Genomic DNA, 26216 nt, shown 5'->3' on the forward strand with positions numbered 1-26216 from the left:
CTACATCTGGCCAATCGGTAAGGCCCCTGCCGAGCATGGCTCGGCACTACAGTTGCTCAGCTGGCTGCCTTTTCTGCGGCCTTGGCGTGGCGGTCTTCGAGCACGGCGATGGCATCGTCCAGCGACAGGCCACGGGCGCGCAACAGCACGATCAGGTGGAACAGCAGGTCGGCCGATTCGCCCAGCAGTTCGTCGTCACGCTGTACGACGCCGGCGAGTGCGGTTTCCACGCCCTCCTCGCCCACTTTCTGTGCGATATGGCGCGCGCCTTTCTCGAACAGCTTGGTGGTGTAGCTGTTGAGCGGGCGATCGTGTTCGCGCTGCTTGATCAAGGCATTCAAGGCCCCAAGGAAATTACCCGGTGCGGCACTGAAGCAACTGGTCTCGCCGGTGTGGCAAGTCGGGCCATGCGGGCGCACGGTTACCAGCAGCGTGTCGTTGTCACAATCGCTGCGGATGTCGACCAACTCAAGGTGATTGCCGGATGTCTCGCCCTTGGTCCACAAACGCTTCTTGCTACGGCTGAAGAAGGTGACCTTGCCGCTGCTGCGGGTGGCTTCCAGCGCGTCGCGGTCCATATAGCCAAGCATCAGCACACGCAGCGTGGCCTCGTCCTGGATGATGACCGGGATCATGCCGTTGACCTTGTCCCAGTCTAGTGCAGCCGGATCAACTGGTTTGAATTCAGTAGACATCCCTAACCTCGATTTGTTGTTCGCGCAGGAACTGCTTCAGTTCCGGAATTGCAATGGCGCCGGAGTGGAACACGCTGGCAGCCAATGCCCCGTCAACGTCAGCCTGTTCGAATACATCGGCGAAATGCTGCGGCGTGCCCGCGCCGCCAGAGGCGATCAACGGAACCGTGCACAACGCCCGGGCCTGGCGCAACTGGGCAATATCGTACCCCTTGCGCACGCCATCGCTGTCCATGCAGTTCAGCACTATTTCACCTGCGCCGTGGGCCTGTACTTCACGCACCCAGTCCAAGGTCAGCTTGGCTTCGGCGCGGGTCTTGCTCGGGTCGCCGGTGTAGGAGCGCACCCGCCACTGGCCGTCTGCTTCGCGGATGGAGTCGATGCCGACCACAACGCACTGTTGGCCGAAGGCTTCGGCCAACTCCGCAATCAGCTGCGGGCGCTCCAGCGCCGGAGTATTGATGGAAATCTTGTCAGCGCCGGAATGGAGCACCGCACGCGCGGTTTCAACATCGCGGATACCGCCGGCCACGCAGAACGGAATGTCGATCAAACGCGCCACCCGCTCGATCCAGGCGCGGTCCACGGAGCGGCCTTCCGGGCTGGCGGAGATGTCGTAGAACACCAGCTCATCAGCGCCCTGGTCGCGGTAACGCAGCGCCAACTCGGTGATGTCACCCATGTCGATATGGTCGCGGAACTTGACTCCCTTGACCACGCGTCCTTCGCGCACGTCAAGGCAGGGAATGATGCGTCGACTCAACATGACAAGGCCTCATCAAGCTGCAAGTGACCTTCCAGCAAAGCCTTGCCGAGCACCGCGCCGCCGCAGCCAGCAGCCTTGGCCGCGCGGATATCGGCCGCATCACGGACACCACCGGAAGCCTGCACTGCCACGCCGGGCAGCAACTCCGCCAGATGCGCATAGAGCTCGATATTCGGGCCGGACAGCATGCCGTCGCGGGAGATGTCAGTGCACAACAGATGCTTCATTCCCGCGCGCGCGTAACGCCGGGCGAGCTCATCCAAGGTTACATCTGCGGTTTCGGTCCAACCGTGTACCGGCAAGCGCCACACGCCGTCTTCACCCTGACGGGTGTCCAGCGCGATGGTCAGCTGCTCGGCACCGAACTCTGCCAGCCAGGCCAATACCTGCTCGGGCTCGCGCACTGCCAGTGAACCGATCACCACGCGGCTGGCGCCGGCATCAAGAATGCGCGCCACATCATCACGACCGCGCACGCCGCCGCCGGTCTGCACTTTCAGCTTGGTGGTTGCAGCGATCTGCAGCAGCAAGGGCGCCAAGGTATAGCCGCCTGCCTTGGCCGCATCCAGATCAACCAAATGCATCCAAGTCGCACCGGTCGCAGCGAATGCCTGCGCGCGCGGCAAGGCGTCGTCGCCATAAGTGGTCTGCTTGGCGTAATCGCCCTGCAGCAGGCGCACAACGCGTCCGTCACGGATATCCAGCGCGGGGTAAACAGTGAAGCTCATGCGGCAATCTCGAGAAAGTTCTGCAGAATGCGTGCGCCCGGCCCAGCCGAACGTTCGGGATGGAACTGTGCACCGCACAGGCGCTCGCGCTGTATCACGGCGGTGAACAGGCCACCGTGATGACACGCAGCCACGGTGTCGGAAGTAACGGGAGCTGCGTAGCTGTGCACGAAGTAAGCGCTGGAGCCGAGCGGCACGCCGTCAAGCAAGGTCGACTCGCGCAAGGCCAGCAACTTGTTCCAGCCCATATGCGGTACGCGTACGCCGACACCGGGATGCAGGCGACGGACGATGCCCGGCAGCAGACCGAGACACTCCACATCGCCTTCTTCTGAACGTTCAAACAGCAGCTGCATGCCAAGACAAATGCCCATCAGCGGTACCTGCAGCTCGCGCAGCGGCTGTACCAACCCCTGCGCATGCAAGCGCCGCATGCCCTCGACCGCAGCCCCCACACCGGGCAGGACTACCCGCTCAAGGCCGGCTAGATCCGTTGGCTCGCGCACCATCTGCACATCAACCTGCAGCCGCTCCAGTGCATAGCGCACCGAGCCCAGGTTGGCGCCGCCGGCATCAACCAGACCGACCTTGCTCACAAGGCCCCCTTGGTCGACGGCAACTCGGTGCCTTCCTTGCGAATGGCCTGGCGCAAGGCGCGGGCCAAGGCCTTGAAGCAGGCCTCGACCTTGTGGTGATCGTTCTCGCCTTCAACCTTGAGGTTGAGGTTCAAGCCGCTGGCATCGCACAGCGAGCGGAAGAAATGCGGTACCAGTTCAGTCGGCATATCGCCAACGCGCTCACGCTTGAAATCACCTTCGAATACGAAATACGGACGACCGCTGAAATCCAACGCGGCGCTGGCCAGGGTCTCGTCCATCGGCAAGGTAAAGCCATAGCGCCCGATACCGCGCTTGTCACCCAGTGCTTCACGCAGCGCTTGGCCCAACGCCAGACCAGTGTCTTCGATGGTGTGGTGCTCGTCGATATGCAGGTCGCCCTTGGCTTCTACTTCCAGCGCGAAGCCACCATGGCGGCCGATCTGATCCAGCATGTGATCGAAGAACGGCAGGCCGGTGTTGATCCTGGAGCTGGCGACCTTGTCCAGGTCTACGAAGACGCGGATCTGGGTTTCCTTGGTATCGCGCTGCACGGTGGCGCGGCGCGGCGCGTCAGCCAGCTCATGGGCAATCGCATCCCAATCCCATTCACCGCCAAACTGCTCGGTGCGCAGTTGGAAGCCGCGGATCTTCATGTTGTCTGCGAACTGGATGTCGGTGGGACGATCACCGACCATGCCCGAGCGTGCCCAGTCGATACTGCGGTCCTGCAGATACGAGACCATCATGCCGATGCCCGGCTTGCGGTTGGGGCTGTTGTCCTGCGGCCAGCTGGGGTCGACCAGCACATCACGGAACGTGATGCCCTGGCTGGCGAAGATATGCAGCATCAAGTCGTTCGGGCCGTCGAAACTGGCCTGCGGATAACCTTCGGTTCCAAGGCCGTCCTGGTTGGAGACGATGACGAACTGGTAGCCCGCATCACGCAGCTTCAGCATTGCCGGAATCACGTTCTTGACGAAGCGGATCTTCTCGTAGGCGTCGATCTGGAAATCGGCCGGCTCCTCGATCAAGGTGCCATCGCGATCGACAAACAGAATGGGGGTCATGCGGTGAGCTCCAGCGTGGCAAGTGCGTCGAGGACGCGATCATTCTGTTCGGGGGTGCCCAGGGTGATGCGTAGCGCATCCTGCAGCTGCAGTGCAGCGCGTTGATCACGCACCACCACACCAGCATTCAGCAAGGCTTGAAACGCCGCCTCGGCATCGCTGAAGCGCACCAGCAGGAAGTTTGCGTCCGAGCCGTAAACATGGCGTACACAAGCTTGCAGCGCCAAAGCGATACGCAGCCGGCCGCGCTCGCTGCGCACGGTTGCGATGCGGGCGCTGGTCTGCGTCAGGGCTGCGTCGTCGAGGCCGGCAAGCGCCAAGACAGAGCATGGTGTGGGAATCGGATACGGAGCCTGACAGCGGCGCAGCACAGCGATCAGCGCTGCATCGGCAATGACACTGCCAATACGCGCAGCGGCCAAGGCGTGCGCCTTGGACAAGGTGCGCAGCACCGCAATATTGTCAACGCGATCCATCAAAGTGGTGGCGGATGGCTCATCGGAAAACTCGCCATAAGCTTCGTCAACCACCACCAGCGCCTGACCGCGCAGCGCTTCGGCCACGGCCTGCACCTGCTGTAACGGAATGCTCAGACCACCGGGATTGGACGGTGAGCACAGGAACACCAGCTTGGCATTGCCTTGCTTTGCAGTGGCGATGATGGCGTCGATGTCAGGCACCAGCCCCGCCTCGGTATCCAGCAGCGGCACTTCCAGTGCGGGTGCATTCTGCAGCCGCGCACTGACCGCATACATGCCGAACACCGGCGGCGTGTACAGCACCGCATCGCGGCCGGGAGCGCACAAAGCGCGCACCAGCAGATCGATGGCTTCATCACTACCGCGACCGATCAGCAACTGCTCGGGCTGGCAGCCGTACAACCCTGCCAGACGCTCGCGCAGGAGCTGCGGCTGCGGATCGGGATAGCGACGGCAACTGGCATCGGCGTCGCCGGGATTTGCCCATGCCGATTCATTGGCGTTGAGCCAGATTTCTCCCTGCAGTTTGGCGCTCCGCGCGGAAGAATAACCGCCGAAGTCGCGCAGGTCCTCACGAACCAGATCGAGCACGCTCACGGTGCAACTCCCAGCCGTAGCGCCACCGCGTTGGCGTGTGCACCCAGACCTTCAGCACGGGCCAAGGTCAACGCGCACGGGCCAATACCGGCAATGCCTTCGCGGCTGGCAGCCTGCACGCTGATCTGATTCTGGTAGCTGGCAACGCTGACACCGCTATAGGCGCGCGCGGCACCGGCGGTGGGCAACACGTGATTGGTGCCCGAGCAGTAGTCACCCAGCGCTTCGGGCGTGTAATCGCCCAGGAACACCGAGCCGGCTGCTTCCACTTTGTCCAGCCATCGACGCGGCTCGCGCAATGCAAGAATCAAATGCTCAGGCGCATATCGATTGGAGATTTCAAATGCCTGCGCAATCGAACCAACCTTGACCAGCAGCGATGCGCCCAGCGCCTGGCGCGCAATCGCCGCGCGGCTGAGCTGTGCAAGTTGCGCTTCCACCTGGTCCTGCACGGCGGCAATCATCGCCGCGTCATCGCTGAGCAGCAACACCTGCGAATCCGGACCGTGCTCGGCCTGCGACAGCAGGTCTGCAGCGACAAATGCAGGGTTGGCGCCAGCATCGGCGATCACCAGCACTTCCGAAGGACCGGCCGGCATGTCGATCGCGGCGGCACCGGCTTGGGCGACCTGCTGTTTCGCTTCGGTGACAAAGCTGTTGCCCGGCCCGAACAGCTTGTCGCAGGACGGAACCGACTCGGTGCCATAGGCCATTGCAGCAATCGCCTGCGCACCGCCAATCTTGAACACGCGGTGCACGCCGGTCAGGCGCGCAGCCACCAGCACTGCAGGATCGGCCGTGCCGTCCTTGCGCGGCGGCGTGCACAGCACCACTTCGCGGCAGCCTGCCAGCTTGGCCGGCACACCCAGCATCAGCGCGGTCGAAGGCAGCGGTGCGCTACCCGCGGGCACGTACAACCCAACGCGGGAAATCGGGCGAATGACTTTCTCGCAGACAACCCCGGGTGCGGTTTCCACGCTGTAGGGCTGCGCCATTCCTGCGCGGTGAAAGGTATCGATGCGCTCCGCGGCCTGCTGCATGGCGATGCGCAGCTCAGCCGAGACTGCCAGTTCGGCTGCGGCAAATTCGGCCTCACTGACTTCAAAGCGCTCCGGCGCGATGCCGTCGAAGCGCTCGGTGATTTCACGCAGCGCCGCGTCGCCACGGCTACGCACCTGCTCGATCAAGCCGGCGACCGACTCACGGGTCTGCGTGGCTACGGTTTGCACCGGACGGGTCAGAGCGCGCGCCTGTGCTTCGGCGTCGAGCGCGTTCCAATCGAGGATATTCATACCAGCGACTTCTCCACTGCCAACACCATCAAGCCTTGCGCGCCAGCACGCTCCAGCTCTTCCAGTCGCTGCCAGCTCAAAGCACCACTGCACATGGTCTGCAGCCGTATCGCATTGCCCTGCCCCGGCAAACGCAGCAGCGGCTCAGCGTCTGGCAACAGGCGGGCCAGTGCTTCAACGCGATCCTCGGCGGCCGAGAACATCAACAGCTTCTGGTCCTGCACCTTGCTCAAACCATCAAGGCGTCGCAGCAGCATCGCCATCAGGCCAGCGCGTGCGTCATCAAGCTCACGTACCGGACCGGCGAGTACTGCTTCACTTTCGAGCAACACTTCCACCGGCTTGAGTTGATTGGCTGCCAGCGTGGCGCCACTGGAAACCAGGTCACAGATGACTTCCGCAGTGCCCAGCTTTGGCGCGATTTCCACCGACCCGGAAAGCTCTACCACCTGTGCGTCAATCCCCTTCTCCTGCAGCCATACGGCAAGGATGGCCGGGTAGCTGGTGGCGATGCGCTTGCCCTGCAGCATCTGCACGCCCTGCCAATCCCAATCTTCCGGCACCGCGATCATCAAGCGGCAGGAACCAAAACCAAGACCACGCAGCGGCCGGTACGCATCAGCCAAACCAACCCGCCGACGCGCTTTGGCCTGTTCGTCCAATTCGTTCAAGCCAACCACGCCCAGATCGCAGACACCGTCGGCGATCAGCCCGGGGATATCGTCGTCCCGCACCAGCAGCAGGTCCACCGGCAGCGATTCGCCGAAGCAGAACAGCTTGTCGCGGCTCTGCCGCCAGCTCAGCCCACAAGCCGCCAACAGGCTGCGTGCGGGATCGGCCAAGCGGCCGCTTTTCTGGATGGCGATGCGCAGCCGGTCGCGTGCCGGGGCGGAGGTTGAAGCACTCATGGGGTTTTCTCAGTTGGATTCGGTTTTGCGCGTGGCAAGACGGTCGATGGCGGCGGCGTAACCACCCGCACCATGCTCGAGCGAACGCGCGACCCGGCCGATGGTGGTAACGCTCACCCCGGTAAGGTCATATATCTCACGGTAGGGCACACCTTTGCGCAGCAAAGGGACCACCCGCCAGCGGTCAGCCATGGCCTCCAGCTCGGCGGGGGTACACAGATCGCGCAGGAAGGCCTGCACGTCCTGCGGCCTGTCCAGCGCGGCCAAAGCCCGCGCCAACGCCTTCAGCGGGGCATCGGAGGGCTTCTCTCGTTCAATGTCAGGGCGTGACTTCATCATGTATCAATGTATTAGCGTGCTAATACATTAGTTCGAAATAGCACCAGAGTCAATTCGACCGCCTGTAGTGCCGAACCATGCTCGGCGGAGGCTTTTCCGGCAAAGTTCCAGCCGAGCATGGCCCGGCGCTACAGGCGGGCCCGCCGTTGCGAGAGCGGCGCAAGCTGCGAAATCATGACCGCAACGGTCGGGGAAGGGGTGGGCCAGGCCCTCCCCAGCCCTCCCCTTCGCTGAGCGAAAGGGAGGGAGCAGATTCGTAGTGCCGAGCCATGCTCGGCATGGAGCTTTCCCGGTAATGCCCCCTGCCGAGCATGGCTCGGCACTACAGGCAAAAAAAAGCCCCGCTATGCGGGGCTCTCATTCAGCGCGCCATAGCGCGGGTCTGTTCCAGCTCTACCTGGAGAGTAGATGCCAACTCATCCCTGGCTACTTCGAACTGCTGCTCACGTAGCAGATCCTTCACCGCGACCACACCGCGGGCCAGCTCATCCTCACCAGCCAACACCACAAAGCGGATACCAGCCTTGGCCGCGTACTGGAACTGCTTGCCGATCTTCTTCGGCTCCATCTGCACTTCGGTATTGATACCACCAGCACGCAGGCGACGGGCGATATCCAGCGACTGCGGCATCGCCGCCTCGTCCATCAAGGCCACCATCGCGTGCACGCTGCTTTCGGCGATGCCGTCAATCAGGTTGGCCTCGCGCAGCTGCCAGAACAAACGGGTCAGGCCGATCGAGATGCCGACGCCCGGCAGCTTGGACTTGGTGTAGTGGCTGGCCAGGTCTTCATAGCGGCCACCCGAGCAGATCGAGCCGATCTGCGGATGATCAACCAGGCTGGTCTCGTACACTGTGCCGGTGTAGTAATCCAGGCCACGGGCAATGGAGAAATTCAGGCAATAGGCGGTTTCCGGCACGCCCAGCGCCTTGACCAGTTCCAGCACTTCGCGCAGCTCAGCAGCACCGGCACGCAACGACTCGCTGGCTGATTCGCCGGCGGCATCCAGCACCACTTCGATCTGCGCCAGTGCATCGGCATGCGAGCTGGAGCGGACTTCGACGAAGGCCAGGATGCGATCGACCGCGTCAACCGGCAGGCCGAAATCCGGGCCGACCAAGGTCTCACGCACGTAGTCAGGACCGCGCTTGTCGAGCTTGTCGACCTCGCGCAGCACCAGCGCCTGCTGCTCTGAATCCACGACACCCTGCGCTTCGAAGAAGCCACGCATCAGCTTGCGATTGTTCAGCTGAACGGCGAAGTTGCCGATACGCAGCTCCGAGAACACCGCATAGATCACCGCCAGCACTTCGGCATCGTAACGGATGCTCAGCGTATCCTTGCCGATCACGTCAACGTCGCACTGGTAGAACTCGCGGAAGCGGCCACGCTGGGCACGTTCACCACGGTAAACCCGCTGCATCTGGTAACGACGGAACGGGAAGGTCAGGTCGTGCTCGTGTTCGGCCACATAGCGGGCCAGCGGCACGGTCAAATCGAAACGCAGCGCCATCTCAGGCAGGCCGCCCTTGTCAGCTGATTCGGCGGCGTTGGCCAGCGCACCGGTGGACTGCACGAAATACACCTGGCGCTCGGTCTCGCCGCCGGATTTGGTCAACAGCACATCGGACAGCTCGAACACCGGGGTTTCCACCGGCAGGAACCCGAAGCGCTCGTAGTTGCGGCGGATGACGTCCAGCATGCGCTGGAACGCGATCTGCTCGCGCGGCAACAATTCCATGATGCCGGGCGGGGTACGGGGCTTGATCACGGGCAAAACTCCTGCAACTCAATGGGGAAACGGTCGCTAATTCTAGCCGCACACCGCCCGTCTGGCCGCATGAAGTATAATTTGGGGCACTTCCCCCTCGTTCTAGACATGTCCCGGCCAGCCCAAGGCACCGAGCAATCCACGGTTTCGTCCATTGCCGCCGAAGGCAATGGCGGGCGCGAGTGCCTGCAGTGCTCGGTCCGCCACCTGTCGGTATGCTCGGCCCTGTCCTGTGACGAAGTACACGCGCTGGAGCAGATCACCGTGTCCACGCCAGTGGCGATGGGCACCACACTGGCCCGCGCCGGCGAGCCGCGCGCTTATGTCTATACAGTAACTGAGGGCGCGCTGCGCCTGGTGCGCACCTTGGCCGATGGCCGCCGACAGGTGAACGGCTTTGTACTGCCGGGCGATTATCTGGGCCTGAGCGGCAGCGATCACCACCGCTACGACATCGAGGCCATTGCCGACAGCCGGGTCTGCCGGGTGCCGACCACGCAGATGCGCGACCTGCGTCAACGCTACCCGCACTTGGAGCGTAAGCTGCTGCAGCGCGCCTGCCAGGAGCTGGATGCGGCCCAGGACAATGCACTTGCGCTCGCCCGCCTGCAGCCGCCGGAGCGGTTGGCAGACTTCCTGCTGCGCCTTGCCGCCCGCGAGGCGACCTTGAACGGGCGCAGCAGCAACCGGGTGTCATTGCCGATGGGCCGCGGCGATATCGCCGACCATCTTGGCCTGACCATGGAAACGGTGAGCCGCACCTTCACCAAGCTGCGCCAGCAGGGTCTGATCGCCCTGCCCCACCTGAATGTGGTGGAGATTCTGGATTTCGCCGAGCTGCAGCACCTGGCCAACGACGAGTTCTGACGCTTCACCTGTAGTGCCGAGCCATGCTCGGCTGGAGCGTTACCGGGGAAGCCTCTGCCGAGCACGGCTCGGCACTACCTGGCCGAATTTGCCGGGAACGCCTCTGCCGAGCATGGCTCGGCACTACGCTTCGGTTTTTGGTTACAACAGCTTTTCGCGTAGGGCGGCGTACTCCGGTGCGCAGGGTTCGGCATGGGCTGGACGCTTCAGCAGTTCGGCCAAAGCCGGCGGCACTTCTACTTCGCGGCCGATCATTGGCTCAACCACCGATTCGAATTTGGCCGGGTGCGCGGTCGCTGCCACTGCCCAATGCTGATCCGACGCTGCACTGCCACTGGCGCGCAGCTGCTCCAGAACATGCACCGCCGTGGCGGTATGCGGACAGAACACTTCGCCGTATTCGCGATAGCGATGGGCGATGGTTTCGCGAATGGTTGTATCGTCCACCGCCAGCGAAGTGAACGCATCGCGCAGTGCCGCATCATCACCCTTGTACAGCCAGCGCAGGCGCTCGAAGTTACTCGGTGCGCCCACGTCCATCGCGTTGGCGAGCGTGGCGACACTGGCCTTCGGCGCGTAATCAGCGCCGCTGAAGTAGTCCGGCAGCACGCGGTTGGCGTTGGTCGCCAGCACGATGCGCCCCAACGGTACACCCAGTGCACGCGCCATCACCGCCGCCATCGCGTTACCCAGGTTCCCGGTAGGGATGACGAAGTTCAGCAATGAGCCGTGCGCAGCCTGATGACTGAGCGCGGCATGTGCGTAGTAGCTCATCTGCGGCAACAGGCGCCCCAGGCTGATGCTGTTGGCAGAACTCAACGGCACCTGCGCCTGCAAGCCGGTATCGCTCAAGGCCTGCTTGGCCATCGCTTGGCAGTCATCAAACGATCCGGCCACGCGGAGTGCGCGGATATTGCCGCCAAGGCAACCCAGCTGATGTGCCTGACGCGGTGATACCCGCCCATCCGGGTACAGCACTACAACCTGAAGATTGGGCTGGTTATGGAAGGCCGCAGCGACGGCGGCACCGGTGTCGCCTGAAGTGGCGACCACGATGGTCAGTGGACGTTCCTGCCCTGCGCGCAAGCGCGAAAGGCTGGCAGCGAGGAAGCGCGCGCCGAAGTCCTTGAACGCCGCGGTGGGGCCATGGAACAGCTCCAGCACGTGATCGTTACGGGTCGCCAAAGCCTGCAGCGGCGCTGGGAAATCGAAGGCTTCGCTGCAGATCTTCGGCAGCTCGACTGCCAACGCATCGTCTGCAAAGAACGGCTGCAACAGCTCGGTAGCGGTCGCGGCGAGCGTGTCACCCAGCTGCAAGGTGCGTGCTGCCGGCATTGTTTCAGGCACGTACAAGCCACCATCGGGTGCCAAACCGGCGGCAATGGCTTGGCTGAGCGTGGCGGCGGGGGAAGCGTTGCGGGTGGAGATAAAGTTCATTCGGAAATCCACTAAATGATTGATGTGCTGCTCTGGACTCGAGACCCGCGCAAGGATCCCCCTCACCCCAACCCCTCTCCCGATGGGAGAGGGGCTATCAGGCTTAGAGCAGTCTGGCGCCGGGGCTGTTGATCGGGCTCACCCAGCTTTGGCTGTCGAAACCCGCTGCTGCGAATGCTGCCTGCACCTTGGGCGCAGCAGCCGATGCAGCATCACGATCTTCAAACCAGGCAAAGACACTGGGACCTGCACCGGAGATGCTGGCGCCCATCGCCCCTGCAGCCAGTGCGGCTGCCTTGGCGGCATCGAAGCCAACGATCAGAGGTGCGCGACGTGGCTCGACCAGCACATCAAGCAAGCCTGCCCGCACCAGACCCGCGTCGCCGGCATGACAGCCGGTCAACACCAGGGCCAGATTACTGCTCTGTGCGACAAACTCTTTCAATGCATAACTGCCCTGCAAGGCTTCGCGTGCGTGCCGCGTCTCCAGAAGCGCGTCCGGATGCACCAGCAGGCTATGCCAATGCGCGGGGACCGGTACCGGCACCAAACGCTCCAGCGTTGAGAGCACCAAGCCCCCCAGGAACATCGGGCCAAGGTTGTCACCGTGGCGGCTGCCGCTGGCCACTGCTTCACCGTCCAGCGAGTACTTGTACAACTGCTCTCGACTCAACGGCAGATCCAGCAACGCATTAGCTGCAACCAAAGCCGCTACACAGGACGCGGCCGAGCCGCCCATGCCTGAGCTAAGCGGTATGCCCTTGTCGATCTCCACTTCAAAACCGAACGGGAGCGCCAGCGCCTCGCGCAAGGCAATCAGCGCCGCCCCTGCGGTATTGCTGGGCGCATCCAGCGGCAACTCCACCACTGCGCCGCGAATGGCGACGATGCGCACTTCCGGCGCATCGATGCGCCGCACCGTTACCGTGTCTCCAACGTCAGGTACTGCATAGCCCAGCAGATCAAAGCCTACCGCCACATTGGCCACCGACGCCGGCGAAAACGCCCGCGCCTGTCGTGCCCCGGAACCCATCAAAGCATCACTCACAATCGCGCTCCCTCGCCCGCTGCCACACGCAGCACATCGGCAAACACACCGGCTGCGGTCACTTCCGGACCAGCGCCCGGACCTTGCACCACCAAGGGGTTGTCGCAATAGCGACGGGTGGTGAACTGCACCACGTTGTCGGTCAAACGCAGGTTGGCAAAAGCGTGATCAGCCGGAAGCTCGACCAGGCCAACGCTCGGCTGTTGCCCCGGCTTGAACTGGGCGACGTAGCGCAGCACATTGCCGCGGGCACGCGCATCAGCCAGGCGTTGCGCAAAGCCCGTATCCACTTCATGCAGGCGTGCCATGAAATCCTCGACGCTCGCGCCCTGCAATACAGCGGGTACCAGGCTTTCCACCGCCACGTCTTCAAGGCTCAGCTCATAACCGGCTTCACGGGCAAGAATCACCAGCTTGCGGGCCACATCCACGCCGGACAGGTCGTCACGCGGGTCCGGCTCGGTGTAGCCCATGCCACGCGCCTGCGTGACCAACTCGGAGAACGCCACGCTGCCATCGTACTTATTGAACAACCAGGCCAGCGTGCCGGAGAAAATGCCAGCGATCGCCGTCACGTCATCACCGGTATCGACCAGATCGCGCAGCGTGGTGATCACCGGCAGACCCGCGCCCACCGTGGCTTCATAGCGGAAGCGTGCGCCGGTAGACGCTGCCGCCTCACGGATCGCCTGATAGCGTGCCAGCGGACCGGAGCCTGCCTGCTTGTTCGGGGTGACCACATGGATGCCGGCGGCCAACCAACCGGCATAGCGATCAGCAACTTCGGCACTGCCACTGCAATCGATGATCAGCGTATGTGGCAGACGCGCCGACAACAGGTGCTCGGTGAACAGATCAAGATCATTCGGCAACGCTGCCGAGTCGAATGCGGCCTTCCAGTTGCCGTGCATGCCACGCTGGTCGAGCACCATGCGGTTGCGCGAAGCGACTGCACGCAGGCGCAGATCCAGCTTGGCCCTGGCCAGCAGTGCAGCTTCGGACGCATACAGCTGTTCAAGCAAGGCTGCGCCGACATTGCCCGGCCCGATCACGCCGACCGAGAAGGTCTGTGGCGACAACCAGAAGCCGGCATGTGCAGCGCGCAGCGCCTTGGTCGCATCGCAGGCTTCGATGGCGACCGAGATGTTGCGTTCGGACGAGCCCTGCGCGATGGCCAGGATATTGACCTGCGCGCGACCCAACGATTCGAACAGACGCGCTGCAACGCCGGGTTGGCCGGCCATGCCATCGCCCACCGCCGCAAGCACGCTCACCCCGCTGGTGAGCTGCACGCGCTGCACCTGGCCCGCTGCCAACTCATGCGAGAACGCCTGGGTCAGTGCGTCACGGGCGAACTCTGCCTCGGCCTGTTTCACCACGCAGCAGATCGAATGTTCGGACGAACCCTGCGAGATCATCACCACCGACACATGCGCATTACGCAGCGCAGAGAACACCCGCTCGGCGGTACCGGGCACGCCTATCAGACCGGTACCTTCGACATTCAGCACAGCCAGATCCGCGCTTAGAGTCAGGCCCTTGATCGGGCCGCTGCTGGAGCTGTCGGCGGTGATGCGGGTACCCGGGTGATCCGGACGGAAGGTGTTGCGGATGATGATCGGCAGGCCGCGCTCGATGGCCGGCGACATGGTCTGCGGATGCACCACCTTGGCACCGAAATAGGCCAGTTCACAGGCTTCGTCGTAGCTCAGGGCATCCAATTGCACCGCTTCCGGCACCACCCGCGGATCGGCCGAGAGCACGCCATCGACGTCGGTCCAGATATGCAGCTCGTCGGCAGCGAACAAGGCAGCAAAAATTGCGCCGGAAAAATCACTGCCGTTGCGCCCCAGCGTGGTGATGTTGCCTTTGCGGTCGCGGGCGACAAAACCGGTAACCACCAGCCGCTGCGCCGGATGCGATTCGCGCCACAACGCCAGCTTGGCAGCGCTGGACTTCCAATCGACATCAACGCCAAGCTCGCCATGGTTGACCACCAGCACGTCGCGCGCATCCAGTACATCGGCGTCTTCACCCAGCGCCTGCAGGTGATGGCCAAGCAGGTGGGCCGAAAACACTTCGCCCAGGCCCTGCACGCGGTCCAGCACTTCCTGCGGCAACTCACCGATCACCGCCAACGCCGCCAGAATCTCGCGCAGACGCTCGAAGCGCGCATCCAACCATTCGATGGTCACCCCGGACTGCTCGCCCAGCAGCGCGGCGGCCGCACCACGATGGCGTGCACGCAATTCGTGCCAGCGGTCATCCCAAGCCGGATCGGCTGCAGCCGCAGCCTTGGCCAGGCCGATCAGCGCGTCTGTCACGCCCTTCATCGCCGACACCACGGTGACCTGCACGCTCTCGTCCCGGGCCAGCAGCAGCTGCGCCACATGCCGGTAACGCTCGGCATCGGCGACGGAAGTGCCGCCGAATTTGTGCACGACGGTGCGAACGGCAGCGTTCGCGGCGGAATCGGCGGGAGAAGCAGCAACTGACGACATCGGAAGAACCTCGGCTGGAGGCCCCGACACGCATCTTGATGGGGTTCCCCCGCATCCTGATCCGGGTGCGGGGCCGTGGTTTTCGGAAATTACGCGAAGACGACGGGCCGCACCGGGCTAATGGTGACGGTAATAGTGGTGGTGGTAATGGCGCCGCCGAACCCGGCCACGCGCACCTGGCCGCCGGAAGGCGACTGCAAGAGGCTGACGAGGGGCTGCGGGCGGCTCATGGCCTTCAAGAGACAACAGCCGGGATCAGGCTGTCAAGTGCTGCGTTGCAAAAACGCAGATAAAGGCAACGTCGCCAAACCTGCAGCTAAAAGTTGCAAATGTCATCAAGCGCGAACGTCGCGCATTTAACCAACAAGCAGCGCGCAACAGCTGGTTCATTGCTGCGGGCGCTGCCTGCGGAACATGCAGGCCAACTATCGCCCGCAAGCAATCGAAAGCAGCACCGCTGTCCCGCTTTCGCCACCTGACTGCGCAGGATTCTCAGGCCGAAGCTGGCGCTACCGCCTTCGGCCGGTGCGCCGCGGCGCTCCAGACCACGCCGAGCAGAAGGCAGAGCGCAGCAACAATCTCGATCGCCACTGGCCAGCGCTGCTGCCACAGGAAGCCGTAGAGCAGCCCGAACAAGGTCTCGAACACGATCATCTGCCCGCCCAGGGTCAGCGGCAGCGCGCGGCTGGCGCGGTTCCAGCAAGCATTGCCCAGGATCGAGGCAAACACCGCCACCGCAGCGGCCATCGCCCAGAAGCCCGCCCATTCGCGCCCCGTATGGCCTGCCCCGCCATCGGCGAAGGCGAGCGGCGCCAGCAGCAAGGCCAGACCGCCGGTTGCCACGCCCGTCAGCAGCGACCAGTCGTGTCCGGATACATCAGGCACCTTGGCCAACCAACGGGTATTGCCCACCGAATAGGCCGTCCACGACAACAGCGCGCCGACCCCGCACAGCAGCCCGATCAAGCGCTGGCCCGGGTTGCCCTGGACATGGGTGGAGCCCATGGCTTCGACCCCCATCAGCACAACGCCGGCCACGCACAGCGCCAGCGCCGGGGCCAAGCGGGTCAGCGGGACCGCACCCGGCTCGCGTGCGCCAACCACCGCCACCAGCACCGGCACCATGCCAACGATCAGCGCCGCCGCCGCGCCACCACTCCATTGCACGCATAGCGACAGCAGCACGAAATAGATCAGATTGCCGAGCAGGCTCAACCAGGTGAGTGCCGTCCATTCGACCTTGCCGATGCGGGCACGGAGCGCCGGCCAGCGCGGCACCAGCAATACGATCGCGATCAACCCATAGACCAGATACCGCGCCGCAGCCAGCTGCAACGGGGAAAAATCCGACAACACTGCGGGCGCAAGGAAGACCAAGCCCCATAGCGCTCCCGAGGCCACACCATTGGCGATACCGCCCGCCATCCGATCTTTCATCAAACCACCTACGTCCTGAGCAACCGCCACAGCTTCCGACCACTGCGGCCCTGTGTATTGACCCAACCTTCGCGACTTTGGCCCCAGGCTACGCCTGCAACTGCCGCCGGTAGCGCCCCGGGGTGACGCCTAGCTCGCGGCGCATGGCCCGGGTGAGCGCACTCTGGTCGGAGTAGCCAGCCTGCTGTGCAATCCGTGCCAGCGGTAGTAGACCTTCGGCGAGGCGTTGCTGCGCCCATTCCAGGCGTTGACGCTGCAGCCACTGGACAGGGCTGCAGTCCAGTTCGCGACGGAACGCTGCGTGCAGTGCGGTCAGGCCCAGCCCCGCCTCATTCGCCATGCGCGCCAACGACCAGTCCTGCCCTGGGGCGAGACGGATCCGCTCGCACAAGGCCCGCAGGCGGCCATCGCGGCGTTGCCGACCCTGCGCGAGAACCGCATCCAGCAACAATGGCAGCACCTGCCGCGTCAAGGCCGGCGCCAACTGCGCCCGTCCCTCCGCCGCCTGCTCCACATAGGCCAGCAGATGCCTCGCCGCCGGAGGCAGAACAAAGAATGGGCGTTGCCGCCCGGTTTCCAGCTGCGCGTCGTCCAGCCGCGATGCGTCGCAGTCCACGATCAGGAAACGGTTGCGCCCCCGCGCCTGCTGCACATGCAAGGCACTGGGCGCGACAAACGCCGCACGCTGCGGGTCCAGCCACCCACCGCGACCCTCCACCTCAAGCTCCAGCATGCCGTGCAGCGGCAGGACCAGCTGCACATGCGCATGCCGATGGCCATGACCGATACAGCCATAGCTGCGGAAGCTCAGGGAATCGTCTGCATGCATAGCGGGCACCGCGGAACAGGCAGTGCGGCGCTGGGCCGTCGGCCATGCGAGGGTGGTGGCCCCGACACGATTCGAACGTGCGACCTGTCCCTTAGGAGGGGACCGCTCTATCCAACTGAGCTACGGAGCCGAATACGCAAGGATACAACCAAGCGTGAACATGGACAAAGTCCTGATATCGTCCTGATCTTCGCAAACGGCACAGTCGACGCTGCCGGTTCAGAAAGCAATGTCGACCAGAACGGTATCCACGTAGCGTCCCACAGGCACCGGGGCCTGATCCGCATAGACCTTCGCGTTGTAGCTGAAGACCTGCCTGCCAACGCCCGCGCCGGGGCCCGGATTGACATCAGCGCCGGCACTGGAGCGCCGCTCGGTGTCCACGCTGCCCCACCGCATACCGCTGACGCCCTGGAACAGATCGTAGGCCAGCAGTTCCCCCTGTGCCGATCGCATGTTGCGCCGTGCCGCCGCTAGGTTCTGCCCGTCCCCCAGGCCGACGCTGTAGGCACTGCCTTTGGTGCAGGTAACCGAGATGTTGCCGTTGACCACGGCAAATGCCGAGGGAAGCGCAGCAGCACCGAAATCCAGATCCGGCGCAGCGATACTGCAGTCGTTCTGCACCACCAGCTTGACCGGGACCGTCGTCACCCCACTGCCGGTGTCATATGAAGAGCAAACCCCGGCACCCGAGCTGGCCGTACAGTAACGCCACTCCCAGGCCAGGGTCGCGGTGTCCTCGTAATTGCCTGCGGCGACATTGCTGCCGCCGGCTGCCGCCAGATACAACGGCATCGCCTTGCCGCTTGCACTCTGCAACAACCCCAGTGCGTCGATTACACCCTGCCCAACCAGGTCCAATGGCACCGCAGGGATCAATGCTGCGCCGTTGTTCCTGTCCGCAGAGGCGTACAGCTGGTAGTTCAGTAAATCCCCCGTCGGTCCCAGCAAGCCAGCGTTGGCAGAACTGAAGGTCACGCGGAAATAGGTGTCCTGCGTCTCCCAGGGTTGCAGGGCCTGGCCGCTGCATTCGATGCCTGCGTCACGCGTGGAGGTCGTCTGCGCCGCGGCACCCAGGGCAACGGAGCCCACTGCCCCGAAATCCGCGGATTGTGCATTGCCCGTTGAGCACGCCGCCGCGGCCTGCCCCGTTCCCGCACACACCAGGAACAACCCCACCACACGCGCCAGCCCGCTCATCGGCACACCAGGGGGGCAGGCATCATCACCGCTGCGTCGTCGTCATCGGCCTTGAACATCGCCACGCAACTCTCTCCACTGGCCTGCATCACCTGAAGATGATTGACCTCGTCCAGACGCTCCACATACACCAGCCCGTCCCAGCCAACCACCGTATGCACCCCGCTTTCCACATGCTGCACGCGCGTGCCCATCGGCAGCACCGCCCCCTGTGCATCGGTGAGGACCACACTGGCGGCGCGGGAACGGACAACAGGGAACTCCAACAGATAGCCACTGCGCGCACGCACCATCACGCGTGCCTCCACCAGCGCACTACGCACATCCGCTGAAGATCCCAACAGGTCGATCTCGTACTTGCCCGGATAGTAGGCGCTGGTCCATGGCACCAGCAGATGCCCGCTAGCGCCGGTTCGGCCGACCTCCTGGTTTTCGTAGCGCACTGGGATCCCTGCCTGGCCCTTGGTACTGACCACCACGAATGCGTCGTCCACGCGGTTACCGGCAAACATCCGCCCATCCATCCATACCGCCGAGCCGCTGACATCGGCCCAACGGGTCATGTTGGAACGGCTGCCGTAGGTGCCTGCCTGCACCTGCAGCAGGTCACCGCGCCAGGTCGCATCCAGCTGACGGTAGTCCTCGTCACCGCCATGCGCATAGCCAAGGTTGTAGCCGAAGCCGCCACTCGTGGGTGCCTGGCGCCCATAGTTCACGCGTTCAACCCGGTCCCCGTTGTTGTCACGCTCGGCGGACACCGCCAGCGTGGCCCGCCCGCCCATCGGCACCATCACCTGCGCCATCGCCGCCCAGCCATGGGCATCAAGATCACGGTTGGCCGACATATACAGGCTCATCCCTGACCGCGACGAACGGGTCCAGGACAGATTGAGCAATCGGCTGCGCGAGTCGTCCGCATTGCGGACATCGAAATAGCCAAGACCCGCGCTGCCCCAGGTACCCATACGGAGGCTGGCGGTCGCCTGCTGGCTGCCGCGACTGGTGCGCAGCGTCTGGGCATTGATCGCGCCCAGATCCGCATAGCCGGCCTGCCGCTGCATGCGCTGATAGCTCAAGCTGTAGCGGGGAGCGTTGAACTGGTAGCCAAACGCGAGCTGGCGGGCCTGTCGTCCATTGAAATGGCTCTGGCTCACTGCCGCGTTCACAACACCGGCGTTGGCCACGCGCAGGTTGGCACCGACGCCGGCCAACGACAGCTGCCGTGCGGCTTCGGCGTGCCCTTCCAGAGTCAGCCAGTCCACCACGCCGTAGCGCAGTGTGGCGCTGCCCGCCGCCTTGCCGTAGCTGAAATTGCGGATGCCGTAGTCTTCGCGCAGATTGCCTGCTGCCACCGAGAAATCGACCAGCCCCGGCTGCAACAGCCGGGTGCTGACGTAGAACGGCAGGGTCGTCGAGACTTGCCGGCCCAATGCGTCAGTAGTGACCACCACCGCTTCGCCGGCGCCGTTGATCAGCGGAATATTGGTCAGCGTATAGGGGCCCGGGCTCAGCTGCGTACTGGAGGACTTATAGCCATTGACGAACAGGTCCAGCGCGGTCGGCACGGCCACCTCGCCGGCAAATTGCGGCAACGGGTAGGTCACAAGATCCGGCCGCACGCTGAAATCACGCGAGAACTGCACGCCGCCCAGCCGCACCGAGCTGCTCCACGGCAACGCTGCGGTGATCACATCACCGGCTTCATAGGTCAGCAGCCGGGTCTCGTCGGAGTAGCGCCAGGTGGTGTCGTAGCGCAGATACCCCTCCTGCTGCCCCTTGCCGCCGCTGACGATGTGGCGGAACTGCCCGGTATTGGTCAGGCTGCCAGCAGCACCGAAGACACGCAGCTCGTTCCAGGCTGCAAGGTAGCTGCCGCCAAGGTCGACGTCACTTGCGTAGATGTCGTAGTTGAACATCGCACCCGGGCTTGCCTGCGCCGCCATGCGCGGTGCCGTGCCGCGATAGCTGATGGTCTGCGTGGCCAACCACGCAGGCGGCACCTCCAGCACCAGCCGCAGCAGTGCCCGGTCGTAATGCGCGTGCAGGCCAGGCACATCTTCCAGCGCAATGTCATCTGTGGCCGGTTGTGGCAGGTTGATACCGGCACCGGCCAATGCCGCCGCGCTGGCATGGAGTCGCCCACCCCGCTCCTCAACCACAAGCTGCCGGCCCGTTTCCACCTGGTTGACCACCAGATCCAGATGCAATGGAAGCGGTGCGGCGTCCTGTGCATCGAACGCTGGCAGCGGCAACCCCACCGCTGCAGCCGGCAATACCGGCACCACGCTCAATGCCAGCAGGTGCATCCACAGACCATGCCGCACGGCGCGGGACAACCGCCCGCACGGCGGTGCAGCCCGCTGGCAACAGTTCGTTGCCCCGTCCCCCATACGCCCAAGCGCCACGCGGCTGACGCCTCGCTCATTCAACATCATGCGAACCGTCACTCAAGGACAAGGCGTTGCGGCTGCTGCGCGCCATTGACGCGCACCAACAGCGCTGCGGGATGGCCTTCGGCTGCTGGCAGTGGCCAGCGCATGCTTGCACCCGGCAACACGTAGCCCATCAAACCGTCGTGCAACAGCTGCTGCCTGCCGCCCTGTTCGATGGAGGCTTCGGTCAACCGCGCGTGTATTGGTCCGTCATTGCGAACCTGCAGGTAAGCCTTGCCGTCCACGCTGACCTGCTGCACCCCGAGCTGCGGACGCACCTGCGCGCCGCTTGCATCGCGTACCCCTTGACCCGCATCGCCGACTGTCAGGCCCGCACCATAGACAAACAACGGAATGACATAGCGCATATTGAAACGCACCCCGGGTGCGGCAGCGGCATCGGTCGCCACCGTTGTCGGGATCTCGTCGATCATCACCCGGAATGCCTGCTGCTGACCTGCAGGCGTCGGCGTCATGCGGGTGATACGCACCAACTGCTTCTGCCCGGGCTCGATCTGTGCGATCTGCGGGATGCCGATCACCTGGCGTTGGTTCTGGTACTGGTCATCAAAATCCTGTTGCGACCACGCCAGCACACGCACCTGCAGGCTGATCGGGCTATCGCCCTTGTTCTCCAGCCACAACGCCGTGCTCTGCTGACCCTCTGCCAGCACCGGATCCACCGGCCAGATCAGCACCGAACTTGCGGCACGCGCGCCATCAACCGACAACATCGACGCAGCGAGCACAACGGCCACCGCCAGATACCTAATGAACAACATTCATCCCCCTGAGAACCGCACTTACCAGATCAATTGAACCTGCAACACATCGCTGTACATACCCGCGGGCGAGTGCGCTGGCACGCTCAACTCCGCATGGATGGGCAGCGTCACCACGCCTGCGCCGCCCAGCGGCACGGGCACGGATTGATCTATCGGCAGCAGCACGCCTCTGGCTGCGTCGCTGAACAATTGATAGGGGATGCGCTCACCACCGCCGTCGCGCTGCAGCTGGCGGCCGTGCTGTCCGCCGTCCACCTGCATCGACAATTGCATGCCCGGTGTACACCTGATCTGCACCGTGCTGGACAAGCTGGCAGCAGCGGGCTCGGTGTTCAGCGCAGCCCGCGTTCCGTAATCAAGTGTCCCCCACTGGCCGGCGGCCACCTCGCAGCCGCCAACGACCTCCGCACTGACCTGCATGTCCGCGCGCGGGGCAGCGATCACCTCACCGGTCAACGCAGTCAAGCATGCAACCACCAGAACCGGAAGCATCCACCGCCGCACGATCAAAAGGACAGTTCCACCAAAATGCTGTCCGTGTACGTCCCTGGCGTCAGCCCTGCCTTGCCCACTGCCTTGCCATACAGATTGATTGTCTGTGCAGCACCGGTACTGGTGGGCAAGTTAATCGTGCCATTGATCGGCAGAACAGTGCTTAGACCGGAATCAGTGTAAATGTCATAGGGAACAAAGCTGCCCGCCCCATTCGACAACGCCCGCGTGCCGCCGGAGGACTGCCCATCATTGCTGCCTGCCTGGATCCGCAGCACCGGAATGGCACCACTCGAGCACAGTATCGACATTGTGCCACCACCACCTGCAAGCACCTGCGCTCCGGCCTGGGTGAAAAGCGCCGTTTGCGTACCGAAATTCAAGGCACCAAAATTTACATTGGTTGATGCGGTCGAGCCATTCACCTGGCAGGAGCTGATCAGCACCAATGAAGAATTGATCCGCCCGGTGACGGTGCCAGCCTGTGCCATCGAAGCGAACAGCAAGCCGCCAGCGAACAGTGCAACGCGGATGTTCCTGTATTTCATTCGAACTCCCCATTTGAGCGGTAATACAGGCAGCCGTGCGCCACCTGCGATCTGCCTACCCTAGCGGACCTGCGTAAGAGCAAATCAGAACGACAATTCGACGGCTATCGAATCGGTATAGGTGCCTGGCGGCAAGCCCGCTGCCGCCGTGACCTTGCCGTAGAGATTCAAGGTCTGTGCCGCGCCATTGCTGACCGCCAGGTTGATGATTCCTTCTATCGGCAACAGATTGTTGAAACCGGCATCCGTGTACAGGTCATAGCCGACATAGTGACCCGCACCATCGTGCAATGCCCTGCTGCCTGTCGATGCCTGACCGTCATTGCGGCCCGCCCGCATCTTGAGCACCGGAACGAATCCTGCCGCACAGCGGATGCTCATGGCGCCCCCATCAGGTTTCAACACCTGGGTACCGGCCGGCTGCATCAACGCACTGGTGGCCCCGAAGTTCAACGAACCAAAATCGAGGTTGGAACTGGCGGTCGTTCCGTTGACCTCACATGCAGGCACCAACGTCAATGAACTGTGTATCTGCCCACTGATCCCAGGCGCAGCATGACCTGCGGAGCTCAGCAGGAGTCCGCACAGCGCCAAGCCCAAGCTGTTCTTCAAATGGTGCATCGACCCCTCTTCCATCCGTGTGCCACAAACGTGCCTGCATGAAACACTACGGACGTAAGAGAGGGGCCTGCTTGAGGCCGGGGCTGCGCAGCAGCCACCGGCCCGGGCGGATCACGCGATGTCCAGCACCGGGAACGCCTTGACCATATCGTCCAGCGCCTTGATCTGCGCCAGGAAAGGCTCCAGCACATCCAACGGCAATGCACTTGGGCCATCGCAGCGCGCGTTATCCGGGTCCGGATGCGCCTCAAGGAACAGGCCGGCAATGCCAACGGCCATGCCTGCACGGGCAAGTTCGACGACTTGGCGACGACGGCCACCGGAAGCTTCGCTGCCTGCGTCGCGGCGCTGCAGGCTATGGGTGACATCGAAGATCGCCGGCAGCCCGCCGGTGGCTTCGATCATCTCGCGGAAGCCGAGCATGTCCACGACCAGGTTGTCGTAGCCGAACTGGGCACCACGTTCGCACAGGATGATCTGCTCGTTGCCCGCCTCGCGGATCTTGCTGACGATGTGCTTGATCTGGGTCGGACTGAGGAACTGCGGCTTCTTGATGTTGACCGCACGGCCGGTGCGGGCGATGGCCGTGACCAGATCGGTCTGGCGGGCCAGGAAGGCCGGAATCTGCAGCACGTCGACCACTTCTGCGACCGGCGCGGCCTGCGCCACTTCATGCACGTCGGTGATCACCGGCACGCCAAAGCGCTGCTTGACCTGCTCGAAGATGCGCAGCCCTTCTTCCAGGCCGACGCCACGGAAGGAGGTGATCGAGGAGCGGTTGGCCTTGTCGAAGGAAGCCTTGAATACGTACGGGATGCCCAGCTTGCGGGTGACCTCCACGTAGCGCTCGGCGGCGTAGAGGGTGGAATCCAGGTCCTCCAGCACATTCAACCCACCAAACAGCACGAAGGGCAGCTTGTTGCCAACCACTACCCCGTCCGAAATCGTCACGTTCATCTGTCTATCCTGTTCAAGCCGGGGAAACCCCTATCAAGGGTGGCGAATATGGCCGAAAACGGCCGCCAGCAACAGGGTTTGCAGCCACGTTAAAGGCAACGCCCGTCATCCGCACAGTCATTGCCGCCGGCACAGCCCGTCCCATCAACCCAACCAAGCCGCACGGGGCCAATCGGTTCACTCTGATACTATGTAGTACTCACTCCGTCGCCCCCACCCGCAGTTTCCGACGGCGCCAAAATAACGTTAAGAAACAGGAGTTTGAATGTCTTCCGAGCTGCTCAAGGCCTTGGCGCTGGATGCCACCAACGCTGGCACCTACATGGGCAACGGGGAATGGTCCGCCGCCACCGGCGCGGGCGTCCTCAAGCCGCAGAACCCGACCACCGGCGAAGTGATCGCCGAGGTCCAGGCGACGACCGAAGCTGACTACGAAACCGTCATCGCCCGCGCGCAGGAAGCCTACAAGGTGTGGCGCACCACCCCGGCACCACGCCGCGGCGAAGCCGTGCGTCTGTGCGGTGAAGCACTGCGCAAGCACAAGGACGCACTGGGCTCGCTGGTCGCGCTGGAAATGGGCAAGTCCAAGCCGGAAGGCGACGGTGAAGTGCAGGAGATGATCGACATCGCCGACTTCGCACTGGGCCAGAGCCGCATGCTGTACGGCTACACCATGCATTCCGAGCGTCCCGGCCACCGCATGTACGAGCAGTACCACCCGCTGGGTCTGGTCGGCATCATCTCGGCCTTCAACTTCCCGGTCGCGGTGTGGAGCTGGAATGCGTTCCTGGCTGCCATCTGTGGCGACATCTGCATCTGGAAGCCGTCCAACAAGACCCCGCTGACCGCCATTGCAACGATGAAGATCTGCAATGAGGCGCTCGAAGGCGCCGGTTTCCCGAACCTGTTCTTCCTGATCAACGACGCCGGCACCGCGCTGTCGGAAAAGATGGTCGACGACCGCCGCGTGCCGCTGATCTCGTTCACCGGTTCCACCCAGGTCGGCCGCACCGTCAACCAGAAAGTTGCCCAGCGCCTGGGCCGCTGCCTGCTGGAACTGGGCGGCAACAACGCCATCATCATGGACGAGACCGCCGACCAGAAGCTGGCCGTGCCGGGCATCGTGTTCGGCGCCGTCGGCACCGCCGGCCAGCGCTGCACCACCACCCGCCGCCTGATCGTGCATGAATCCATCTATGACAACGTGCTGGCCACGCTGATCAAGGCCTACAAGCAGGTCGAAGGCAAGATCGGTGACCCGACCGACGCGGCCAACCTGATGGGCCCGCTCAACAGTCCGGAAGCCGTGCAGCAGTTCCTGGCCTCGATCGCCAAGGCCAAGGCCGCCGGCGGCACCGTCGAGACCGGCGGCACCGCCATCGACCGCGCCGGCAACTTCGTGCTGCCGGCGATTGTCACTGGCCTGAAGAACAGCGATGAGATCGTCCAGCACGAGACCTTCGCGCCGATCCTGTACGTGATGAAGTACAAGACCCTGGACGAAGCCATCGACATGCAGAACGGCGTGCCGCAGGGCCTGTCCTCGTCGATCTTCACCCAGAACCTGAAGACCGCCGAGAAGTTCCTGTCGGCTGCCGGTAGCGACTGCGGCATCGCCAACATCAACATCGGCACGTCCGGTGCGGAGATCGGTGGCGCCTTCGGTGGCGAGAAGGATACCGGCGGTGGCCGTGAGTCAGGCTCGGATGCATGGAAGGTCTATATGCGCCGCCAGACCAACACCATCAACTACTCCGATTCGCTGCCGCTGGCCCAGGGCATCAAGTTCGATCTTTGATGGTGCCTGCCCCAGCTTTGGTT

At 63.6% G+C, this 26216-nt stretch carries 24 protein-coding genes and 1 tRNA gene; 2 read left to right on the forward strand and 23 right to left on the reverse strand.

Annotation, left to right across the window (positions count from 1 at the left end):
- Nucleotides 1-56: 56 nt before the first annotated feature.
- From hisIE to hisS, 10 genes are all read right to left on the reverse strand, one after another.
- Complete coding sequence (gene hisIE, locus ACVOK8_RS01035; RefSeq protein WP_481565180.1) at nt 57-695, reverse strand: bifunctional phosphoribosyl-AMP cyclohydrolase/phosphoribosyl-ATP diphosphatase HisIE; 639 nt, start codon at nt 693-695, stop codon at nt 57-59.
- Nucleotides 685-1461, reverse strand: coding sequence for an imidazole glycerol phosphate synthase subunit HisF (gene hisF / locus ACVOK8_RS01040; protein ID WP_481532858.1), 777 nt, complete (start codon nt 1459-1461; stop codon nt 685-687). Before hisF ends, hisIE begins: the two co-directional genes overlap by 11 nt.
- The gene (gene hisA / locus ACVOK8_RS01045; protein ID WP_481565181.1) at nt 1455-2189 is read right to left on the reverse strand and encodes a 1-(5-phosphoribosyl)-5-[(5-phosphoribosylamino)methylideneamino]imidazole-4-carboxamide isomerase; all 735 of its coding nucleotides are present in this window, start codon (nt 2187-2189) and stop codon (nt 1455-1457) included. Before hisA ends, hisF begins: the two co-directional genes overlap by 7 nt.
- A complete protein-coding gene (hisH, locus tag ACVOK8_RS01050; RefSeq protein ID WP_481565182.1) occupies nt 2186-2785 on the reverse strand; it encodes an imidazole glycerol phosphate synthase subunit HisH in 600 nt (199 codons plus the stop codon). Before hisH ends, hisA begins: the two co-directional genes overlap by 4 nt.
- Entirely contained in the window at nt 2782-3855 is a 1074-nt protein-coding gene (gene hisB / locus ACVOK8_RS01055) for a bifunctional histidinol-phosphatase/imidazoleglycerol-phosphate dehydratase HisB (RefSeq protein WP_481565183.1), read from the reverse strand. Before hisB ends, hisH begins: the two co-directional genes overlap by 4 nt.
- Entirely contained in the window at nt 3852-4931 is a 1080-nt protein-coding gene (gene hisC, locus ACVOK8_RS01060) for a histidinol-phosphate transaminase (protein WP_481565184.1), read from the reverse strand. Before hisC ends, hisB begins: the two co-directional genes overlap by 4 nt.
- Nucleotides 4928-6223 carry a histidinol dehydrogenase gene (hisD, locus tag ACVOK8_RS01065; protein ID WP_481565185.1) on the reverse strand — a complete coding sequence of 432 codons (1296 nt, stop codon included), beginning with the start codon at nt 6221-6223 and terminating at the stop codon, nt 4928-4930. Before hisD ends, hisC begins: the two co-directional genes overlap by 4 nt.
- Nucleotides 6220-7131 (reverse strand): ATP phosphoribosyltransferase, encoded by a 912-nt coding sequence (gene hisG / locus ACVOK8_RS01070; protein WP_481565186.1) that lies wholly within the window; start codon nt 7129-7131, stop codon nt 6220-6222. The genes hisD and hisG overlap by 4 nt, the downstream gene beginning before the upstream one ends.
- 9 nt (nt 7132-7140) lie before the next feature.
- Complete coding sequence (locus ACVOK8_RS01075) at nt 7141-7467, reverse strand: YerC/YecD family TrpR-related protein (RefSeq protein WP_481545869.1); 327 nt, start codon at nt 7465-7467, stop codon at nt 7141-7143.
- 364 nt (nt 7468-7831) lie between these two features.
- On the reverse strand, nt 7832-9241 hold the full coding sequence (hisS, locus tag ACVOK8_RS01080) for a histidine--tRNA ligase (RefSeq protein WP_481565187.1): 1410 nt from the start codon (nt 9239-9241) through the stop codon (nt 7832-7834).
- Between the two features lie 108 nt (nt 9242-9349).
- Here hisS and ACVOK8_RS01085 point away from each other — a divergent pair, with 108 nt between their 5' ends.
- On the forward strand, nt 9350-10108 hold the full coding sequence (locus ACVOK8_RS01085; RefSeq protein WP_481537979.1) for a Crp/Fnr family transcriptional regulator: 759 nt from the start codon (nt 9350-9352) through the stop codon (nt 10106-10108).
- A gap of 141 nt (nt 10109-10249) precedes the next feature.
- Here the strand turns inward: ACVOK8_RS01085 and thrC are convergent, their stop codons facing one another.
- From thrC to kdsA, 13 genes are all read right to left on the reverse strand, one after another.
- Nucleotides 10250-11545 (reverse strand): threonine synthase, encoded by a 1296-nt coding sequence (gene thrC / locus ACVOK8_RS01090; RefSeq protein WP_481565188.1) that lies wholly within the window; start codon nt 11543-11545, stop codon nt 10250-10252.
- Between the two features lie 103 nt (nt 11546-11648).
- Nucleotides 11649-12578 (reverse strand): homoserine kinase, encoded by a 930-nt coding sequence (locus ACVOK8_RS01095; RefSeq protein WP_481565249.1) that lies wholly within the window; start codon nt 12576-12578, stop codon nt 11649-11651.
- 11 nt (nt 12579-12589) lie between these two features.
- Entirely contained in the window at nt 12590-15094 is a 2505-nt protein-coding gene (thrA, locus tag ACVOK8_RS01100) for a bifunctional aspartate kinase/homoserine dehydrogenase I (protein ID WP_481565189.1), read from the reverse strand.
- 492 nt (nt 15095-15586) lie between these two features.
- Complete coding sequence (locus tag ACVOK8_RS01105) at nt 15587-16531, reverse strand: DMT family transporter (protein WP_481565190.1); 945 nt, start codon at nt 16529-16531, stop codon at nt 15587-15589.
- 88 nt (nt 16532-16619) lie between these two features.
- Nucleotides 16620-17360 (reverse strand): helix-turn-helix domain-containing protein, encoded by a 741-nt coding sequence (locus tag ACVOK8_RS01110; protein ID WP_481565191.1) that lies wholly within the window; start codon nt 17358-17360, stop codon nt 16620-16622.
- Between the two features lie 53 nt (nt 17361-17413).
- Nucleotides 17414-17490 (reverse strand) — tRNA-Arg (locus ACVOK8_RS01115).
- 89 nt (nt 17491-17579) lie between these two features.
- Nucleotides 17580-18560 (reverse strand): Csu type fimbrial protein, encoded by a 981-nt coding sequence (locus ACVOK8_RS01120; protein ID WP_481565192.1) that lies wholly within the window; start codon nt 18558-18560, stop codon nt 17580-17582.
- Nucleotides 18557-20896, reverse strand: a complete 2340-nt coding sequence (locus ACVOK8_RS01125) for a fimbria/pilus outer membrane usher protein (RefSeq protein WP_481565193.1) — start codon at nt 20894-20896, stop codon at nt 18557-18559. The genes ACVOK8_RS01120 and ACVOK8_RS01125 overlap by 4 nt, the downstream gene beginning before the upstream one ends.
- A 107-nt stretch (nt 20897-21003) precedes the next feature.
- Nucleotides 21004-21774, reverse strand: a complete 771-nt coding sequence (locus tag ACVOK8_RS01130; RefSeq protein WP_481565194.1) for a fimbrial biogenesis chaperone — start codon at nt 21772-21774, stop codon at nt 21004-21006.
- Between the two features lie 21 nt (nt 21775-21795).
- A complete protein-coding gene (locus tag ACVOK8_RS01135) occupies nt 21796-22242 on the reverse strand; it encodes a Csu type fimbrial protein (RefSeq protein WP_481565195.1) in 447 nt (148 codons plus the stop codon).
- A 41-nt stretch (nt 22243-22283) separates the two neighbouring features.
- Complete coding sequence (locus ACVOK8_RS01140; protein ID WP_481565196.1) at nt 22284-22817, reverse strand: Csu type fimbrial protein; 534 nt, start codon at nt 22815-22817, stop codon at nt 22284-22286.
- Nucleotides 22818-22901: 84 nt separating this feature from the next.
- Entirely contained in the window at nt 22902-23453 is a 552-nt protein-coding gene (locus ACVOK8_RS01145; protein WP_481565197.1) for a Csu type fimbrial protein, read from the reverse strand.
- 96 nt (nt 23454-23549) lie between these two features.
- Complete coding sequence (kdsA, locus tag ACVOK8_RS01150; protein WP_282269007.1) at nt 23550-24395, reverse strand: 3-deoxy-8-phosphooctulonate synthase; 846 nt, start codon at nt 24393-24395, stop codon at nt 23550-23552.
- Nucleotides 24396-24660: 265 nt separating this feature from the next.
- On the opposite strand from kdsA, the gene amaB reads away from it, so the two are divergent.
- A complete protein-coding gene (amaB, locus tag ACVOK8_RS01155; RefSeq protein WP_282269009.1) occupies nt 24661-26193 on the forward strand; it encodes an L-piperidine-6-carboxylate dehydrogenase in 1533 nt (510 codons plus the stop codon).
- Nucleotides 26194-26216: the final 23 nt, after the last annotated feature.

It is taken from the genome of Stenotrophomonas sp. STEN083, from assembly GCF_056759195.1.

Bases quoted from the DNA above. Each gene is read 5' to 3' on its own strand.
- hisIE (WP_481565180.1), bottom strand. From the start codon at position 695: ATGTCTACTGAATTCAAACCAGTTGATCCGGCTGCACTAGACTGGGAC.
- hisF (WP_481532858.1), bottom strand. From the start codon at position 1,461: ATGTTGAGTCGACGCATCATTCCCTGCCTTGACGTGCGCGAAGGACGC.
- hisA (WP_481565181.1), bottom strand. From the start codon at position 2,189: ATGAGCTTCACTGTTTACCCCGCGCTGGATATCCGTGACGGACGCGTT.
- hisB (WP_481565183.1), bottom strand. From the start codon at position 3,855: ATGACCCCCATTCTGTTTGTCGATCGCGATGGCACCTTGATCGAGGAG.
- hisD (WP_481565185.1), bottom strand. From the start codon at position 6,223: ATGAATATCCTCGATTGGAACGCGCTCGACGCCGAAGCACAGGCGCGC.
- hisG (WP_481565186.1), bottom strand. From the start codon at position 7,131: ATGAGTGCTTCAACCTCCGCCCCGGCACGCGACCGGCTGCGCATCGCC.
- ACVOK8_RS01075 (WP_481545869.1), bottom strand. From the start codon at position 7,467: ATGAAGTCACGCCCTGACATTGAACGAGAGAAGCCCTCCGATGCCCCG.
- ACVOK8_RS01085 (WP_481537979.1), top strand. From the start codon at position 9,350: ATGTCCCGGCCAGCCCAAGGCACCGAGCAATCCACGGTTTCGTCCATT.
- thrC (WP_481565188.1), bottom strand. From the start codon at position 11,545: ATGAACTTTATCTCCACCCGCAACGCTTCCCCCGCCGCCACGCTCAGC.
- ACVOK8_RS01095 (WP_481565249.1), bottom strand. From the start codon at position 12,578: ATGGGTTCCGGGGCACGACAGGCGCGGGCGTTTTCGCCGGCGTCGGTG.
- thrA (WP_481565189.1), bottom strand. From the start codon at position 15,094: ATGTCGTCAGTTGCTGCTTCTCCCGCCGATTCCGCCGCGAACGCTGCC.
- ACVOK8_RS01105 (WP_481565190.1), bottom strand. From the start codon at position 16,531: ATGAAAGATCGGATGGCGGGCGGTATCGCCAATGGTGTGGCCTCGGGA.
- ACVOK8_RS01110 (WP_481565191.1), bottom strand. From the start codon at position 17,360: ATGCATGCAGACGATTCCCTGAGCTTCCGCAGCTATGGCTGTATCGGT.
- ACVOK8_RS01120 (WP_481565192.1), bottom strand. From the start codon at position 18,560: ATGAGCGGGCTGGCGCGTGTGGTGGGGTTGTTCCTGGTGTGTGCGGGA.
- ACVOK8_RS01130 (WP_481565194.1), bottom strand. From the start codon at position 21,774: ATGTTGTTCATTAGGTATCTGGCGGTGGCCGTTGTGCTCGCTGCGTCG.
- ACVOK8_RS01140 (WP_481565196.1), bottom strand. From the start codon at position 22,817: ATGAAATACAGGAACATCCGCGTTGCACTGTTCGCTGGCGGCTTGCTG.
- ACVOK8_RS01145 (WP_481565197.1), bottom strand. From the start codon at position 23,453: ATGGAAGAGGGGTCGATGCACCATTTGAAGAACAGCTTGGGCTTGGCG.
- kdsA (WP_282269007.1), bottom strand. From the start codon at position 24,395: ATGAACGTGACGATTTCGGACGGGGTAGTGGTTGGCAACAAGCTGCCC.
- amaB (WP_282269009.1), top strand. From the start codon at position 24,661: ATGTCTTCCGAGCTGCTCAAGGCCTTGGCGCTGGATGCCACCAACGCT.